Annotated in this window: 10 protein-coding genes; 8 read left to right on the top strand and 2 right to left on the bottom strand. The window is 39.0% G+C overall.

Annotation, left to right across the window (positions count from 1 at the left end; genetic code table 11):
* Window positions 1-86 precede the first annotated feature (86 nt).
* Entirely contained in the window at window positions 87-494 is a 408-nt protein-coding gene (locus GJU43_RS13540; protein WP_154341290.1) for a helix-turn-helix domain-containing protein, read from the bottom strand.
* Between the two features lie 239 nt (window positions 495-733).
* Window positions 734-4804 (bottom strand): two-component regulator propeller domain-containing protein, encoded by a 4071-nt coding sequence (locus GJU43_RS13545; RefSeq protein WP_154341291.1) that lies wholly within the window; start codon window positions 4802-4804, stop codon window positions 734-736.
* Between the two features lie 957 nt (window positions 4805-5761).
* Between GJU43_RS13545 and GJU43_RS13550 the strand changes: the two genes are divergently transcribed.
* The 8 genes from GJU43_RS13550 (at window position 5762) to GJU43_RS13585 (ending at window position 19678) form a co-directional block, all read left to right on the top strand.
* Window positions 5762-8704 carry a SusC/RagA family TonB-linked outer membrane protein gene (locus tag GJU43_RS13550; RefSeq protein ID WP_154341292.1) on the top strand — a complete coding sequence of 981 codons (2943 nt, stop codon included), beginning with the start codon at window positions 5762-5764 and terminating at the stop codon, window positions 8702-8704.
* Between the two features lie 10 nt (window positions 8705-8714).
* Window positions 8715-10322, top strand: a complete 1608-nt coding sequence (locus GJU43_RS13555) for a RagB/SusD family nutrient uptake outer membrane protein (RefSeq protein ID WP_154341293.1) — start codon at window positions 8715-8717, stop codon at window positions 10320-10322.
* Window positions 10323-10352: 30 nt separating this feature from the next.
* Window positions 10353-11420, top strand: coding sequence for a SusE domain-containing protein (locus GJU43_RS13560; protein ID WP_195760045.1), 1068 nt, complete (start codon window positions 10353-10355; stop codon window positions 11418-11420).
* Between the two features lie 107 nt (window positions 11421-11527).
* Window positions 11528-12625, top strand: coding sequence for a glycosyl hydrolase 53 family protein (locus GJU43_RS13565; RefSeq protein ID WP_154341295.1), 1098 nt, complete (start codon window positions 11528-11530; stop codon window positions 12623-12625).
* A 75-nt stretch (window positions 12626-12700) separates the two neighbouring features.
* Window positions 12701-13660: a glycosyl hydrolase 53 family protein gene (locus tag GJU43_RS13570; protein WP_229655060.1), complete on the top strand. Its 960-nt coding sequence runs from the start codon at window positions 12701-12703 to the stop codon at window positions 13658-13660.
* Window positions 13661-13794: 134 nt separating this feature from the next.
* A complete protein-coding gene (locus tag GJU43_RS13575; protein WP_154341296.1) occupies window positions 13795-16236 on the top strand; it encodes a DUF4982 domain-containing protein in 2442 nt (813 codons plus the stop codon).
* 821 nt (window positions 16237-17057) lie between these two features.
* Window positions 17058-18590 (top strand): sulfatase-like hydrolase/transferase, encoded by a 1533-nt coding sequence (locus tag GJU43_RS13580; RefSeq protein WP_154341297.1) that lies wholly within the window; start codon window positions 17058-17060, stop codon window positions 18588-18590.
* Between the two features lie 59 nt (window positions 18591-18649).
* Window positions 18650-19678, top strand: coding sequence for a hypothetical protein (locus GJU43_RS13585; RefSeq protein ID WP_154341298.1), 1029 nt, complete (start codon window positions 18650-18652; stop codon window positions 19676-19678).
* Window positions 19679-19744: the final 66 nt, after the last annotated feature.

Genomic DNA, 19744 nt, shown 5'->3' on the forward strand with positions numbered 1-19744 from the left:
TGAAAAAAGGGTCCAACTTTAATTAAAAAGTCAAACCCCGTTATTTTTAAACTTACACACTTTTTAGGACAGTGTCTTTATAAAGCTTATTTATCTTTTAGTAATTTCTCCAAAGTCTTAATATGTTCCTCTTTGGTTTTCAAAAGTTCTAAATTTAATCTCTTAATTTCCTCTAAAGCCTCTATCCATTTTTCTATTGGATTTACGTTAAAAGTTGAATGATAATTGTATCCGTAAGACTGATCATTGAAGGTGTTAGTTATTATATTTACAGCATGTTCCTCATCAAAATTTTGAAAAGCTTCAACCGGAATTCGTAATGAGTTTGAGATCTGTTTAAGCAGGCCATGTTCAATTACATCTTTCTGCTCTAACATGGAAATTTTTTTCTGATTCCAGTCTTCTCCCAAATCATAAGCCAGTGCTTCCTGTTTGATGCCAAGCATTTCTCTGAAACGTTTTACGTTTCTTCCCTGATGTATTTTCTGTTCCATAATCGGTATCTATTTTCTAAAGGCTCAAAGATAAAGCCATTTGGGTTAAAAATTGTGAGTTTCAAAGATAAAAAAATATCCTGTAAAATATTATTTTTGTAAGAATATTATAGGTGTATTCCGGGATATTTTATCCTTAGAAAAAATAAAATCTCCTTCGGGACTAATTTTTTTGGTCAGCTTATGAGACAGAAAATCCATCAGATAATGTACGAATGTTTAATCTGCAAAAATTCAAGTTATATATTATCCCCTTTCTGAATGATATTCAATTCCTTATTAAACGAATTCCTGTATTTCCTGATATACTCGGAAGGTTTCATCCCAAACAATTTTACGAATTGCTGACGGAAATAGCGCTGGTCTTCGATACCCACCTGAGGGCCGACCTGGGCGATATTAATATTTTCGGTCAGCATAATTACGGCAGCCCTGCGGATTCGGATCGACCGGATAAAAACGTTTACGGTTTGTCCAGAAATGGCTTTAATCTTTTTGTACAGACTGGAATGACTCATGCCCATTGCAGCAGAGAAACTTTTCAGGTTAAATTCGCTGTTTTCCAGATTGGCTTCGACGATTTCGATGCATTTATCCAGAAATTCTTTGTATTCAAGAGGCACTTTATGGCTGTTTTCACGAAGGGTAATGCTGTCCAGGAAATACTTGCGCAATTGCCCCCTGTTTCTAAGTACTGCATCTACACGTGCCAGAAGGATATCGCTGTCAAAAGGTTTGGTCACATAATCGTCTGCACCTTCGGTAATGCTCTGCAAATGGATGTCATTGCTGGTGGTAGCGGTGAGCAGTATGACGGGAATATGGCTTAAATCATCATTTTGTTTGATTTTTTTGCATAAATCCAAACCGTTCATTCCTTCCATTGAAATATCGCTCAGTACAATATCAGGCATATGTTTTTCAACCAGTTTCAGTCCTTCGATTCCATTAGCGGCCGAATACACAATATAATTTTTGGTAAAAAGCTGTACGAGGTAATGATTCATTTCAGGATTGTCCTCCACAATGAGCAATACTTTTTTGGTACTGATTAAGGCTTCCTGTATATTTTCGGGATTTGAGGGCTGATCGTTGTTTTTAGATGTATTCTGATTCGCTGCCGGCATTCCTTCCAGAAGTTCCCCTACAAGAGGCGACATTTGGGGATAATTGTCTGTGATGTTCATTTCCGCAAAATGACTTTTCCCTTTTGGAAGTATAATCGTGAACGAAGTGCCTTTTCCGACTTCACTCGTACACGTGATCTCACCATGATGTTTATGCACAAAATATTTGGCAACATACAGACCTATTCCGAACCCGTTGCTGGCTTTGGACTGAATTTGTTTGAATTTTTCAAAAATAGTGGCCAGATCCTGCTCCTGAATTCCGCTGCCGGTATCAGATATGATAATCGAAACATCAGCCGTATTCTCGATGATCTCTATACTGATTGTTCCTTTATTAGGGGTAAATTTGAACGCATTGGAGATCAGATTGAAAAGCGTAATCTCTATTTTTTCATAATCGCCATATATTTCAACGGGTGTTTTTTCTTCAACTAACTGATAATTTAAACTTTTAACGGCTGCCATTTGCGTAAAACTGTCGTAGATTTCCCGGCACAGGCTGTTTAAATTAATTTTCGAAATTTTAAGTTCATCCAGATCCGTTTCGGCTTTTCTAAACAACAGTAACTGATCGGTAAGGCTCAGTAACCTTTTGGCATTTTTGTAGGCAAGGTTCAGGTCGAGATCGTCTTCAGCACGGTTTTTTCTGTCAATGGCACTTTTGAGCGGATTTATAATTAAAGACAGGGGAGTTCGCAATTCATGCGCCATATAAGTAAACATCGAAAACTGCTTTTCGGCATGTTCCTTGTCTTTTGTATGCTCCATACGCGCCAGTTTTATTTCGTAGCGCAGCCTTTCCTTGTTTTTATGATAACCTACGTAGGCATAAATGGCACCGGCAGCAGCGAGCAGATAAAAAGTATAGGCCCACCAGGTTCTGTACCAGGGCGGAAGGATTTTTACTGTCGCGAGCGTTACTTCGTTGGTCCAGTTTCCAAAAACATCGGTTGTTTTTACTTTAAAAACATAAGTTCCTTCGGTCAGTCGGGAATAATTGGCTCGGTTATTTTTTGAAGTATAGTTCCAGTCCTTGTCCCAGCCTTCGAGAAAATAAGCGGTATTTATTTTTTCGGAATTGACATAATCCAGGTACACAAAATCAAAACTTAAGGCGGATTTTTCATAAGGAAGTTCGGCAGCGCTGATCATTTCGAGTTTTTTTTCGATGATATAAGGACTGTCCGGGTTTAAGGACTGATTGTTGACCAGCAAATCATTTAATAAAAATTTGCCGGTATTTTTTTTGTCTTTGATATGGTCCGGATCAAAAACATTGAACCCGTTGATCCCGCCAAAAATAAATTCTCCTGTTGAAAGTTCCGTTCCCGCATTCCAGCTAAACTGATTGCCCTGGAGTCCATCAGAAACCCCGAAATTCCTGAAAGTATTGGTTTTAGGATTCAATCTTGAAATCCCGTGATACGTACTCATCCATAAATCCCCTTTTTTGTCTTCCAGAAGGCGAAGTACGGTATTGCTCGAAAGGCCGTTTTGTGTGGTATATTTTTTGAAAGTGCCCGTTTTTCGGTTGAATAAGAGAAGGCCGCCTTCAACGGTACCAATCCAAAGATTTTTGTTCTGATCTTCAATGATGCATCTGATGGTATACTCGGAAGGGTAGTTTTTTACTTTTTTTGTTTTTGGGTCTATTTCAAAAAAGGAATTAAAGGTTCCGCCCCAGATTTTTCCGTCTTTGGTTTCATAGAGACAGGTGACATCGCGCAAAGCGGTACTGTAGCAGATGAATTTGTTTTGTTTTTTGTCAAATTGGTAGAGTGCGCCGTTGTTTGTAACGGCAAGCCATAACGTTTTTCTGGAATCTATAAACAGTAGCCACGATTCCTGTTCTGCTTTTTTGGTAATTTGATTGTAAATCGAGAAATTCTGAATGGCTTTTGATTTCGGATCAATACGGCAGACGCCGCCTTTCCACATCGCCACCCAGATGGCATTATCTGCATCCCTGACGATGCTGGTCACAAAATTGCTCTGGATTTTTCTGCCGGCAGCTGCAGTTGTCGAATAAACGTCGTAGGTATTCTGTTTTCTGTTCCAGTAGCGCATTCCGGCGCCATCAGTACCAATCCAGATATTTTTCTTTTCATCTTCGCAGAAAGAAAGCATGAAGTTGGCGGCGGGATCTTCGTCTTCTTTATGCGTCAGCGGATCTTTACTTTTAAAATGATTAAAATAAAGCGGTTGTTTCCCCATCATACTGACGCCTCCGCGCAGGGTTCCGAACCACATTTCTCCGGTTTTACTTTCAAATATATCATACAGCGATTTACTGTTCAGCAATGCAACAGGACCGCTGGCACGGTATAAAACAGGAGCAGTCTGATTTTTAGTAAGAGTATAAAGTCCGGCTCCGTCAGTGGCAATCCAGAGCCTGTTGTCCTGCTGAAAAAAGTCGCGCACGACGGTTTTTTCCGGAAAGTAATTTTCTGAATAGGTATTCAGGCGGTCGTTGTATAAGTAAGCGCCTTCGTCTGATCCGATCCAGAGTCCTTCAGGGGTCAGTTTAATGCAATTGGCACCGGTAATGGTAGTATTGAGAAGCGTTAGTTTCTTTGATTTAAGATCGTACTGGCAAAGACCGGTTCCGGTGATAAAAACATAAAAGATTTGTTTTTTCGCATGATAAGAGATGGATCTTGCGATATAATTTAGTTTCCCTTTGAAAGGAATTGCTGTTCCAATTTTCTCTCCTTCCTTATATACGACAATCGCTTCTTTGGTAGCGACTAGAATGATATGCTGTGAATGAACGGCAATTATTTCGTAAGCGGTAACGTTCAAAGGTTTGATTTTTCGGTTCGTGTCATAATACTGCAACGGACTAAAAGCAGACCGTTCGGCATTAAAAACCACCGGGCCGGCAGTTGTTCCTACCCATAAATTATTTTCAAAGTCACCTTCGATGCAGCTGATAGCATTTCCCTGAATCGAATTTGGATCGGTGTGAATGTGGCGGTAAACCTTAAAATCATTTCCATCATAGCGGTTCAGTCCGTCAAAAGTCCCAAACCACATATACCCATTCTGATCCTGATAGACAGAGGCAACAGAATTGTTCGAAAGTCCCGATGAAATATCAAGATGTCTTATCGGGTAATTTTGTCCGGATGCAGGGATGTGCAGGAGACTAATAACAAGAAAGGACAGTAACTTATTCATAGAAAAATTTTTAAAAAGCATGCTGCTCTTTGATATACGAAAATAAAAGGGCTGTGATCAGAAAGCGGGATCCGTTTTTTAGGTGAATATATTTAAAATCTGTATACGTTGCGAAATTAACACAATTATTATTGAATGTGTAAAAAGAAAATTTGTTTTTTGTGTCAACCTTACTTGTTGTTTTTTTACCGCAAAGTCGCAAAGATTTTTATCAAGGTATGCCTTAGAAAGCGCAAGGTTCGCAAAGCTAAATCAACACTAAGCCTTGCGAACTTTGCGCTTTCTTGTTTTTTACCGCAAAGTCGCAAAGATTTTTATGAAGGTATGCCTTAGAAAGCGCAAAGTTCGCAAAGCTAAATCAACACAATGCCTTGCGAACTTTGCGCTTTCAAAAACGTTTCCTGTGATAAAAAAACCTTGCGCCCTTTGCGGTAAAATTTTCGCTCTATTAAAAGGTTTTTTTTATGAGAATTTGCAGATTAAAAACCACAAACGATCAGATTGTTAAATCTGTTATTATAAAGGTTAATTATTTTGATTATCATTTTTTTTGAAAGAAAAAATTGAAGGATATGTTTTTATGAAGTGTTCTATGGACACTTTTACGAAATTGTCCCCTTTTATAAATGAATTTTTCCCTGTCGTAATATCGCGCTCTGTACTTAATTTGCAGGGTGAGTTGACAAGCTATAACGTTTGAGTGCTACCGCTTTATTTTTTCGTTCAGCAGAAGTCAGCAAAAACAAACTAACCCATTATTGTAACCAAAAACAATTTAAACATGACCAGTATTTCAATTAAAATCTACAGACGGAAACCTTTTCTCCTTGTAAAAAAAAGAGCGTAAGCTTATTTGGAGAAGCAGATCATAATCTTTAAAATTATATCACGCTGCACTCATTTTATCACCCACTCTAATTAAAAAAAACTAACTTAAATCAAACCAATTAAAAAAGTATGAAAAGACTTAAAACCAAATTTTTACTTTTAGTACTCTTACTTCCTTTTTGTGTTTTTGCTCAGAACACGATTAGCGGTATTGTCCTGGAAAAATCGACCAGACAGCCCATACCGGGAGTAAACATAAAAGTACTAGGGGCAAATAGTAGTACCTCTACAGACTTTGACGGAAAATTTCAATTATCCGGAGTAAAAGCAGATAGTAAAATTACATTTTCCTATACCGGTTATATCAATCAGACCATAGCGGTTGCCGGACAGAAAAACATAACAGTATCTCTTGAAGAAGATAACAATCAGCTAAAAGAAGTAGTGGTTCAGGTAGGTTACGGAAGCGTTAAAAAGAAAGACGCTACAGGATCTGTTACCGCACTTACTACAAAAGACTTTAACAAAGGAAATAATATTACCACAGAAAACCTTCTTAACGGAAGGGTAGCCGGTTTAACCGTTAATTCAACGGGAGCTCCCGGTTCCAGTTCGCAAATCAGGATTCGTGGAGGAAGTTCGCTTTTTGCGAGTAACGATCCTCTTATTGTTATTGACGGATTGCCTCTTGATAATGCGACCAATACGGGTTCTTCTTCGTTTTTGGCCTCCTTAAATCCGGCAACGGTGGAATCGATAACGGTTCTTAAAGATGCATCGGCTTCTGCGATTTACGGTTCCCGTGCCTCCAATGGGGTTATTATCATCACCACTAAAAAAGGAAGCAAAACATTGTCGGTAGATTATAATGTACAATATGCAGCCGGATCGCTGACTAAAACCGTTGATGTTTTTAGTGCTGATGAATTTAGAAGTGTTATTGCAGACCGACGAAGCGACGACCTGAGTAAACTGGGAACGGCCAATACCGACTGGCAAAAAGCAATTTACAGAAATACCGGAACCATAGATCAGAGTTTAGCGGTGAGAGGAAGTTTATTCAATGTTATTCCAACAAGTTTAACTTTGGGAAATACCGATCAGCAAGGTTTACGTTTAACGAATAACTTCAAAAGAAACACGATTGGTTTGGTAATGAATCCAACTTTTCTGGACAATCATTTAAAATTGAGGCTTTCAGCCAATTATACCAACGAAATCAACCGATTTACAGATGCTGTTGAAGGAGCTGCGATTGGTTTTGACCCCACTCAGCCTATAAAAGTGGAAGGTGCGCCTTACGGAGGTTATTTTGAATATACGACCGGAATTGATGCCAACGGAAATTATCCTTTAGTTTCAACGGCTGCCAGAAATCCGGTTTCGCAATTGCTGAATACCAATGACAGGGGAACCAATGACAGGATTTTCGGGAATTTCGAAATGGATTATAAATTTCATTTTTTACCTGCTTTAAGAGCTGTTGTAAATGTTGGTTTTGACGAATCTAACGGAGACCGAAGAAGAGTGGTGGGTGCTGATGCCGGTTCTGCTCCATCCAACAATAACATTCCGTACGGGACAAATGAATATACGGAAGCGACCAGAAGAAATAAATTGTTAGATACGTATCTGGTTTATAACAAAACTTTTAATGCATTGAATTTTGAAATGACAGGCGGTTATTCATACCAGAAATTTCAAAGCTCAAAATTTGAAACCGGTAATATTTTAAACCCGGATTTACCCTCCACATTTCCTGAAACTACGCTCGATACCGATGTCGTTTTATTAGGATTCTTTGCCAGAACTAACTTAAATTTCAGAGATAAATACTTGTTGACTTTATCGTACAGAAGAGATGGTTCATCAAGATTTGAAGAAGCGAATCGTTGGGGGAATTTCCCTTCTGTTGCTTTTGCGTGGAAAATTAAGGAAGATTTCTTTAAAGAAAGTACCCTATTATCCGACTTGAAATTAAGATTAAGTTACGGTATAACAGGGCAACAGGATATTCCGGAACCCAACGGATACCTGCAAAAATACCAGGTAGGCGGCGGAAATTCGGAATATTATTTTGGAGACAGCCCGGTTCCGGTGGCACTTCCATCCAAAAGAACAAACAATTTGAAATGGGAAGAAACCACTTCCTATAACGCAGGTCTTGATTTTGGTTTTTTAGACAATCGCCTGTCTGCCGGACTTGATGTTTATTATAAGGAATCGAAAGATTTATTGGTAAACGCAGCCATATCTGATGGTAGTAATTTCTCCAACCGTGTCTTCCAAAACGTAGGAAGCTTTACAACAAAAGGGGTGGAGTTTACGATTAATGCGAATGCCATTAAAACACAGAATTTCAACTGGAATATGAATTTTAATATTTCAAAATTCGAAAGAAGAATCAAAAATCTGGTTAACGGAACCGACATCTTTTTAGGAGATAACATTGCAGGAACGGGAACTCCGGGGCAGATTTTCAGAGAAGGTTACACACCTTATTCTTTCTACGTATACAAACAATTGTACAACAACGAGGGAAAACCAATTGATGGTGCTTTTGCCGATTTGAATGGCGATAATGTCAAAAATGATGCAGATAAATACATCTACAATAATCCGGACCCTGATTTTACATTGGGATTTGCGTCGAACATGAATTATAAAAAATTTGATTTTTCATTCAATTTAAGAGCCAGTGTCGGTAACCGCATTTTTAATGCCGTAGATGCGAGCCGTGCACAATATGATGCTATGGAAAACGGTGGGGTGTTAAGCAATATTCCGTCTCAGGTAACAGAAACTAATTTTCAGACAACTTCAAATGTGGTATTGTCCGACCTTTATATTGAGAATGCTTCTTTCTTAAAATTAGACAACGTTACGTTAGGCTATACCTTAAATAACTGGCTGAACAGTAAAGCCTCGTTGAGAGTATCAACCGGAGTTCAGAACGTTTTTGTAATTACCAAATACAGTGGTTTAGATCCTGAAATTACCAATAACGGTGTAGACAAAACGATTTACCCTAGACAACGATCCATCTTATTTGGTCTTAATCTTAAATTTTAATAACGAAACGATGAAAAAATATATTTTAATAACAATTTTAGCCTTGACTACCGTTTTCCAGTCTTGTACAGATGACTTAAACGTAGTGTCTAAAGATGATGACGTACTTTCGTCTGATGTTTTATTTTCGACTCCGGACGGCTATAAAAAAGCTTTCGCAGGCGTTTACGGAAATTTAACTTTAACAGGAGTACTTGGCCCTGATAATTCTTCGCTTGAAGGGGTAGATGCCGGAACAAGCCAGTTTACAAGATGTTTGTTGTATTTGCAGGAATTAACCACAGACGAACTGGTATGGAGTTATGAAAATGACGGAGGAACGGCAGAATTACAGCGTAATATCTGGACACCGGCAAACCCTGTTATTTTAGGAATGTTCAGCAGAACGATGGTTTCGGTATCGTATGCAAACGAGTTTTTACGTCAGAGTACCCCCGAAAAACTAAGTGCAAGAGGCATTACTAATCCTGCAACTCTGGCCGATATCACACTTTACCGTAAAGAGGTTCGTGTTTTAAGAGCGTATGCGTATTACAACATGATGGATTTATTTGGAAAAGCACCGATGTATACCGAAAATGATCCTGTAAATTTTACCGGACCCGAGTACAACAGAAAACAATTATTCGATTTTATTGAAAGTGAATTAAAAGCGGTTTTGCCGGATTTAAAAGCCGCCAGAACGAATGAATACGGAAGATTAGACCAGTCTATGGCACGTATGATTCTGGCCAAAATGTATCTGAATGCCCAGGTCTACATTCAGGCCAATCGTTTTGATGACTGTATTACCATGTGTAATGAAATCATTGCAGGAGGGTATACTTTAAAGCCAAAATACCTCGACAATTTTAAAGCAGACAACAACACTTCTGAAGAAATCATTTTCGGAATCCAGTCGGATGGAGCAGTTTCCCAAAACTGGGGCGCCACCACGGTGTTAACGAACGGACAAATTGGGGCATGGGAAAACAACGGCGCTGATTTTGGAATTGGCGGCTGGACAGGAGCCCTTAGAATCAGAAAAGAGTTTGCCCAGAAATTTGACGGTACAAAATTTAGCCAGGACACCAGAAATACCATAGGAAAAGGCGTTCAGGGTGATCCGGGGAAACAAAGATCGATTGATATTGAAGATATTGGTGTAAAAACGCAAGGTTATATTTTATCTAAATTTTCGAATAAAACGTCAACAGGCGTAAACGGAAGCAGTTCGTCGTTTGCAGATACTGATTTTCCATTGTTCAGGTTAGCCGATGTCTATCTAATGTATGCGGAAGCCACTTTAAGAGGCGGAAACGGGACACTTCCCCAGGCATTAAATTATGTAAATGCTTTAAGACAAAGAGCCAACAATAATTCGACCGTTGGAAACATTGCTTTAAGCAACCTGACCCTTGATTTTTTAATTGACGAAAGAGCACGTGAATTGCACTGGGAAGCACACCGAAGACAAGATTTAATCCGTTTTGGAAAATATACCGGAGGATCGTACAACTGGGCGTGGAAAGGAAATTCTTCAAAAGGAATTTCTATTCCTTCTTACAGAAGCGTTTTTCCAATTCCGGAAGGATCATTGGGAGCCAATAGAAATTTGACTCAAAACACGGGGTACTAAAACTTTTTTTAAACATAAATGATACGAAAAATGAAACACATATATAAAATCTTTATAGCTATTGCCTTAATGACAGGACTTTGGTCTTGTGAAAACGAAACGGATTTGATGATTTTAGAGCCTCAGGAAGCTGCTTTCTCCATCATAACTCCGGAAAGCGGTTCTTCGACTATTTTAAATAAAGATACACCGAACAATACGGCCCTGACCTTTACCTGGGAAAAAGTGAGTTACGGAACACCAACAATTGTTACGTATACCGTACAGTTTGCAGCCAGTAATACAGAATTTGCAGCTCCGGTAGATATTACGTCTTCGACTTCTACTCACGCCGCTATTTCAGTGGCTGAGCTTAATGCAAAAGCACTTGAACTGGGGCTTACAGCTGATGTTGAAGGAACCATCGATGTTCGAATTAAAGCAACGGTTGGAACAACACTTTCAGAGCCAAAACTTTCTACACCTATTACAATTGCACTGACGCCTTACAGAGGTGTATTCCCTAGAATTGATTTGTTTTTAGTAGGGCCTGGTACCGCTGCAGGATGGAGTGTAACCAGCAACAATATGCCAATTTACAGAGACACAAAAGAAAATGCCAAGTTCTATTATACCGGATATTTTAATAAAGATGGGTTTAAATTAATCGAACAAATTGGTTTCTGGGCTCCGGCTTACGGAACAAACGGTGCCAAAGTACAATACAGAGCAACAGAAGGCGATACGGATCCGGGGGTATTCCCAACAACAGCTTCAGGGTATTATAGTTTTGAAGTGAATCTTGAAGAATTGACATACAAAATCACACCGTATACAGGACCAATGACCACGTATGCAACCATTACTTTGACAGGATCTGTATTAACAGGCGATGATACCGGCTGGAATACTGAAGTTCCTTTAGTACAATCTGCCTTTGATGCCCATATCTGGAAAGTGACCCAAACCTTTAAAGCCGGAAAAATGAAATTTAAAGCGAACAACAGCTGGGATGTCAGCTGGGGAGATAATGGCGGAGATATTATTGTGGAGGCCGGAAAATACGATATCTGGTTCAATGACTTAGATGGCCGTTATATGTTCATCTCAACTCCATAAATTGAATTAAAAAAATAAGAGAAGCCTCAATGTTCTTATTTTGAGGCTTCTTCTTTAAAAAAAAACTTATTTTAAATTCAAAATTTCACCAATTATAAATCATCATAATGAAAAAATATATCAAAATTCTGGGGTTGCTCGTTATCACTGTCATTCAGTTTTCGTGCTCCAATAATGATGCTGCAGATACAGAAGCGGTGAACCCGCCGGATGCAAGTGATACTTTTATCAGGGCATCCGATGTTTCATTTCTTCCTCAAATGGAATCGTTGGGAACCAAATTTTACAACAACGGCAAAGCTGAAGGAATGCTTACCACACTAAAAAATGCAGGCTGTAATACCGTGCGGATTCGTTTATGGAAAAATCCTGTAAACGGCCGTTCCGGTTTAAACGAAGTAAAACAACTGGCTCAAAAAGCAAGGAAAGCCGGTTTAAGAGTCTGGCTTACCGTTCACTATTCGGATACCTGGGCCGATCCGGGCGTTCAGACGACTCCCGAAGAATGGAAAAATCTATCTTTTACCGATTTAAAAACCGCCGTTACCAATTATACCTCAACCATAATTACAGAAATCAATCCTGATATTATTCAGATTGGTAATGAAATCAATAGCGGCTTATTGTGGCCTCAGGGAAATCTGATCAGTAACGAACAACAATGTATCGCTTTATTAAGTGCTGCCAGTGCAACAGTTCGCAGCAAAGCGCCCAACACCAAAATAATGATTCATTATGCAGGTGTAAACGGCGGAGCTACAGATTGGTTTTTTACCAAAATGAAAAGTATTGATTACGACTATATCGGATTATCCTATTATCCGGTTTGGCACGGTAAAGATTTAACAGAAGTAAAAAATACTATTGATGCTTTAGGACAGAAATTCAGTAAAAAAGTCCTGATTGCAGAAACCGCTTATCCTTTTACTTTATTGCACAACGATCAGACGAACAATATTGTAGGAACAAGTGATCAGCTGGTACCAGGATATCCGGCAACTCCGGCGGGACAAAGAACTTTTGTTACGGATATTAAAAACCTGGTAAAAACCTCTCAATTTGGACAAGGTTTTGCCTATTGGGGTGGCGAATGGGTGGCTTTTAAAGGACCACAATCAACAAGTGGTTCCACATTCGAAAATCAGGCTTTATACAGTTTTGATAACAACGCCTTATCCGTAATGCAGGCTTTCAGTAAAGACTAAAACATGAAAAAATCACTTAAAATTATATCTTTTTTGCTGCTAATGGTCCTTGCATTTACTTCTTGTAAATCAAAAATGATTAGCGAAAAAAACTCCTTTTCAAACGGGGCAGATGTAGGCTGGCTGCCACAAATGGAAGCTACAGGCTATAAATTTTATGATGCAGACGGTTCTGAGAAAGACTGTCTGCAATTATTAAAAGACCGCGGCATAAATACCATTCGTTTGCGCGTTTGGGTAAATCCCAATAATGATAAAGCCAGCGGACACTGCAGCCCCCAGGAAACAGTTGTCATGGCGGTTCGCGCGCAAAAAATGGGAATGCGTATCATGATCGATTTTCATTACAGCGATTCCTGGGCAGATCCCGGCAAGCAAAATAAACCGGCTGCCTGGGCCAAACATTCTTTTCCGGAATTGTTAAACGATGTGTACCAGCATACTTATGACGTTTTGGAAATGCTGAAAAAAGCCGGTGTTACGCCGGAATGGGTTCAGGTTGGAAATGAAATTCCGGGCGGTATGCTCTGGCCGGAAGGCAGTACGGAGAATTTCAGTCAGCTGGCGCAATTGCTGAACAAAGGATACGATGCTATAAAAGCAATCGATACAAAAATTAAAGTCATTGTGCATCTGGACGAAGGAAATAAAAGCGAAAAATTCCGATGGTTTTTTGATAAAGCGACTGAAAATAAGGTGAGATATGATGTGATTGGTTTGTCGTACTACCCGTATTGGATCAAAACCGATTATCAGAGTACCATTTTAGATTTGGAAAACAACCTGAAAGACATGGCTTCGCGCTATAATAAAGAAGTGATGGTCGTCGAAGTGGGAGGTGATTATACTTTAGTCCAAAACACCAAAGAAATGCTCGAAGCCACTATAAAAGCCGTAAAAAGCGTACCCGGTAATAAAGGTTTAGGCGTTATTTACTGGGAACCGCAAGGCGAAAAAAGCTGGAGCGGTTATCAGTTAAACGCCTGGCTTCCTGACGGAAAACCGTCACCGGCACTGGATGCTTTTAAAGAATAAATATTTTTTTAATTAAAAATTAAAAATTAAAAATTAAAAATTAAAAATTAAAAATTAAATTTTACCATTAAGATAATAAGTTTCATACAGATACATGGTCTTACTATTCTGGTGGTGAAAAAATAAAACCAAAAATGAAATTAATTTTTAGATCAATATTATCATTAGTGCTGCTGATTTTTTCGTCGGGAAAAATGATGTCGCAATCCACAACGGTTCTTTTAAAAGAGAACTGGCGTTTTTCCAAAGAAGTAACTGGAGATGCCTTTGCGGTAGATTTTGATGCTTCGAACTGGGAAAAAGTCAGTGTTCCGCACGATTGGGCCATTTACGGCCCTTTTGATAAGGAATGGGACAAACAGGTTTCGGCCATTGAACAAAACGGAGAAAAAGTTCCGACGGAGAAAACAGGCCGTACCGGGGCATTGCCACATATTGGTACAGGCTGGTATCGCAATACCTTTTCGATTCCGGAGTTTAAAAAAGGCAAAAAAGCACTTCTTATTTTTGAAGGTGCCATGAGCGAACCTCAGGTTTTTTTAAACGGAAAAAAGATCGGAAACTGGGGGTATGGATACAGCTATTTTTATATTGATATTACAAATGATCTCCTTGCCGGATCAGAAAACGTGCTGGCCGTAAAATTGACCAATATGCCATTTTCTTCCAGATGGTATCCGGGAGCTGGTTTGTACAGAAAAGTGAGTATTGTGGTCAAAGAAGAAGAAAACTTTGTACAGTGGGGAACTTTTATTACCACTCCGGATGTTACGGAAAATTCCGCTGTTGTGGATCTTAAAGCTGAGGTGAATGGCAGTAATTTGTCTATGGTAACGCAAATAAAAGACGCCGCTAATACTGTAGTAGCCACAGGGAAAGGTACTGAAGTGAAAGACGGAAAATTTCATCAGACTATTACTGTTGCCAAACCTCATCTGTGGAGTCCTGAGACGCCTTATTTGTACACGGCAGTAACGAAATTATACGCAGCTGACGGAACTTTAAAAGACGAACAAAGTATAAAATTTGGGATCAGATCGATTAAATACGAAGCCCATAAAGGATTTAGCCTTAACGGAAAAGTGACAAAATTTAAAGGAGTTTGTCTGCATCATGACCTCGGACCTCTTGGTGCTGCGGTAAACAAAGCGGCGCTTCGCAGACAGCTTACGATTCTAAAAGATATGGGATGTAACGCCATCCGAAGTTCGCATAATATGCCTTCTTTTGAACAGCTTGAACTGGCGGACGAAATGGGATTTATGTTTCTGGCGGAGAGTTTTGATGAATGGGCGAAGCCAAAAGTACAAAACGGATATCATCGCTTTTTTGAAGAATATGCAGAAAAGGACATTGTCAATTTGGTGAGAGCCACACGAAATCATCCGTGTATTGTCATGTGGAGTTCCGGTAATGAAGTTCCGGATCAATATGGAGCGGAAGGTTTGACGAGAGCTAAATTTTTGCAGGATATTTTTCATAGAGAAGACCCTACGCGTCCGGTAACGGTAGGAATGGATCAGGTCAAACAGACTATGGCGTCCGGTTTTGGATCTTTGTTAGATGTACCCGGACTGAATTACAGAGTTCACCTTTATGAAGAAGCTTACAAATCGTTTCCACAAGGATTTATTCTCGGTTCCGAAACCGCTTCAACAGTGAGTTCAAGAGGAATTTATAAATTTCCAGTGGTACAGCAAAAAGAGAAACAATACGATGATTTTCAATGCTCTTCTTATGATCTCGAAGCGTGCAGCTGGTCGAATGTTCCTGATGAAGATTTTGTATTGCAGGATGACAAACCGTGGGTTATTGGCGAATTTGTCTGGACCGGTTTTGATTATTTGGGAGAACCTACGCCTTATGATGAAAAATGGCCCTCAAGAAGTTCTTATTTCGGAATTTCAGATCTGGCGGGACTTCCCAAAGACCGTTTTTATCTGTACAGAAGCAGATGGAATACGAAGGATAAAACGCTTCATATACTGCCACATTGGAACTGGAAAGGAAGAGAAGGCGAAATTACTCCGGTTTTCGTTTACACCAATTACGATAGCGCCGAGCTTTTTATAAACGGAAAAAGCAGGGGAGTGCAGAAAAAGAACAATTCAAGTCCGCAAAACCGCTATCGTTTAATGTGGAATGATGTGAAATATGAGCCCGGAACGGTAAAAGTGGTGGCATTTGATTCAAATGGAAAAATAGCTGCCGAAAGTGAGGTGAAAACATCCGGAGATCCGTATAAAATTGTGCTCGAAGCAGATCGCAAAGTGATCAAAGCCGATGGTGAGGATATTTCTTTTGTAACCGTTTCGGTGGTGGATAAAAACGGAATTCCATGTCCAACAGCAGTCAACGAACTGCAGTTTAAAGTAACCGGCGCTGCAACGTACAGAGCAGCATGTAATGGCGATGCCACTTCTCTGGAAATATTTCATGAAAATAAAATGAAGCTTTTCAGCGGTAAACTTGTCGTCCTGGTTAAAGCAATCAAAACTGCAGGTGCAATCCAGTTGGAGATAACTGGTAAGGGGCTTCAGAAAGGGAAAATAAATTTAAAGGCAGAACGATACTAATTAGAACAGTTCAGGCATGAAAAAATGATTTTCCTTTTCAAAATTACTTCTTTAATATCCGGTTTTTTTGCTCGGATAAAATGATAAGAATCATAAACCAAGTTGCATAAATAGCTTTTTACAGGAAACGAACAGATGAAAATACTTGTGTGATTTCGTTTCTTCAGGTGTAATGAATAAAATATTTTTGCATCAGAAATGCAATCAGAATAGTCCGCTAAAAGTTTCAAATCTTCTATTAAAAAGATCTGATTTGCTGCTTTTAAGGTCAAAAAAAGCCACTCAATTGAGTGGCTTTTTGTATTGAACTTTTTTTTTTGCAATCAAATACAAAACCTGAGAAACGACAAAATTTAAGCATCAATAGCTGGTTTATTGATCTTTCTATAGGTAGCCAAGGGTTCAATACTGAGGATTGTGTCTTACTATTTTTGATCAGTATATGAATGAATGATTTTTCTTTCAAAAAAAGCACTTCCCGCGTTGCAAGGATATTCATACTACTATCCGGCTCGTCCGCGTACATCTATGATGCTTCGGGAATAGACATTTATAGTGACTTCCGATATCTATTTCTTTTCCGGCTTTTTCCGGCTCGTGAAGCCGACAAATGTTTTTATGTATTTGTAAAACAGGTATTTATACGTTCGGTCAGCCTGTTTTATTACTGTAATTTTATTCTTATTAATTAAGCCTGGTTAGCATGTTGTGGTACTATTTCGCCTTAATCTAATTTTTTTAATAAAATCATAAACAACTAATTTTCAGGTCATATCAAATTAAAATTACATTTTTTTATTAATAAGTTAAACCCAAAAACAATGGACCTAAAAGAAAAATTGAATCAAATTGGCCAACAGCCGGACCTGATTCTTATTATTACAGATGAGCAACGTGCTACACAACATTTTCCACCGGGATGGGAAGAGAAAAATCTCCCTACCCTTACGTTTTTAAAACAAAATGGATTTAGTTTTGACAGGGCTTTTTGCAATACCTGCATGTGCTCTCCTAGTCGGGCAACCTTATTTACAGGAACCTATCCTGCCAAACACGGGGTAAGTCAAACGCTAACCGAAGGAGGTCTTTTATCTCCTCAGGAGCCCACACTTGATAACTCCCTGCCGAATATCATGAATGTACTTTGGGCAGATGGATATGATGTTCAGTATCGGGGTAAATGGCATATGAGTAAAGGAGTAGCTCCTAATGGGACTAAAACGAATTACGAAGATCTTACAGCTGCCGATATTTCGTTGTACGGAGCAATGGGATGGGTCGCTCCTGATGCAGGCGAAGATGTTAATCCACTTAATTTTGGCGGCGGTTATGCGAATCATGACGCCAAATACACGGCGGAAGCCATACAATACCTGAAGGAAGTTAAGGCAAAAAGAGCCGCAGGAGATCATAAACCCTATTGTCTTATTCTTTCCCTTGTTAATCCGCATGATGTTCTGGCCTATCCAAAATCAGCCGGTACTTCAGGATACCATACCGATACCTGGTCGGGCAGAGAAATTGGCCTTCCGGCTACGGTAAATGAAAATTTGCTTGAAAATAAAAAACCCATGGCACAAGAGCAAATCTTACTTAATATGGCACTTAGCCTGGGAGAAATCAATAGTACGGAGGACAAGCTCAATTACATTAATTTTTATGGTTATTTATTGAGTCATGTTGATAAGGAAATTGGCTACCTGATTAATGAATTGTACAAGGAAGATGAAAATGGAAACCGACTGGCAGATTCTGCCATCGTTACGCTAACATCAGATCATGGCGAAATGGGTCTGGCACATGGCGGTTTACGCCAGAAAACTTTTGTTGCATACGAGGAGGCATTGCGTGTACCACTTGTGATTTCAAATCCGGTCCTGTTTAAAGACCGCGATATAAAGCAGTCAATGGCACTAGCCACACTGGCCGATATCCTGCCTACTTTTATTGATATCGCAAATGTATCAAATCCGCCTACAGGTCTTGCAGGTACAAGTTTGTTGCCGATAATCGAAAATGGCACACCTGTTCAGCATAGCATTTTGTTTACTTATGATGATATTAAGGCGGGTTCGAATAGCAATTGGAACATCATTAAGGCGGCAAATCGTATTCGTTGTATCCGAACAGAAAAGTGGAAGTACGATTATTACTTTGATGCGGCAACCGCTTATTTCAAACAATATGAACTGTATGATCTGATCAATGATCCGCTGGAAATCACCAATCTGGCGTACGATCCCGCATACAGCGAAATTAGAAAAGATTTAGAAGCACAATTGCATCAGCTTGAGGTCGAAAAACTCTGGGTAAATATGCCAAAAGATGTTTTTAGTACGACAACCTTCAACTAAAAGACATTTTTAAAACCTAAAAAGTACCCAATTCAAATACTAACAAAAAAATACAAATCATGTCACAAACTATAAAGTCAGAAGTGCATAAAGTACATTATGCGGATTTTAATAATCCTGCCGGACAAACCACAATACAGGGAATAAGAGGAGTTTCGGACTCTGAAAATGTATATATCGCAGGAAGCTTATTAAGTGAAAACAATCTCGTTCAGGGCTTACTTTACGAGGGAACACTTAAAAAAAATGGAGAAGAAGGAAAATGGCATGTTGTTAATTTTCCAGGTACTTCAACAACTACAGTTATTAATACTTCCTGTTACGGACCCAATAACGGACCTCATGGCACCGTACAAATTGTAGGATCTTATAAAACAGCAGCTTCTACCGGTAAAGCTCCTAGTGGAAATCTCGGATTCTATTATGAAGGTCCTGTTGATGGTTCCGGAACATGGGTTCAGGTCACACCTAATGGAGGAAATACCAATAATGTATTTGTTCACAGTGTAATGGGAGGCCTTGCTGTTGGAAATTATGATGTTGAAAATGATAAAAATGGATATGCCTTTTTATATCACATTGCCAGTAAAGAATGTACCGAATTTAAAGTACCGGATTCCTTAACGACTACCTTGTATGGTATCTGGCATAATGGAGGAGACAGTTATACAATGGCAGGAGGATATAGTACGGCAGAACTGGGAAAAATCAGCCAGGCTTTTCTTGTGGATTATGATTCTAAAACGAAACAAACCAGTAATTTAAAATCATTTAGTTACAAGAACGAAACAGCTTTATCTGTAATTACCCATTTTGAAGGCATCACCATTGCTAAAGACAATGGCTATAATATGCCATCAGACTGGATTACCTTAAATGGAGAAAAAAGCGGAGCATCGTTTGTTTCTGTAAGCAGAAATGCTGACGGATCATTTGGAGAAGCAAACTGGGTGGATATTGATTTTCCGGACTCAACCGTAACAAGTGCCAATACCGTATACAGAAATAACATATTGGGTATTTATGTAATCGAAAACAGTTCTGATACCAAAACTATATCTTCTTTTGTTGCAAAAGTGAGCATTTAAAAAGAAGATAATGTAATTAAAAATATCCTGTAAAAAATGCGTAAATGTTCCTTTTGAACTTTTACG

The organism is Flavobacterium sp. LC2016-23 (assembly GCF_009674775.1).
In the GTDB taxonomy this organism is placed as follows: domain Bacteria; phylum Bacteroidota; class Bacteroidia; order Flavobacteriales; family Flavobacteriaceae; genus Flavobacterium.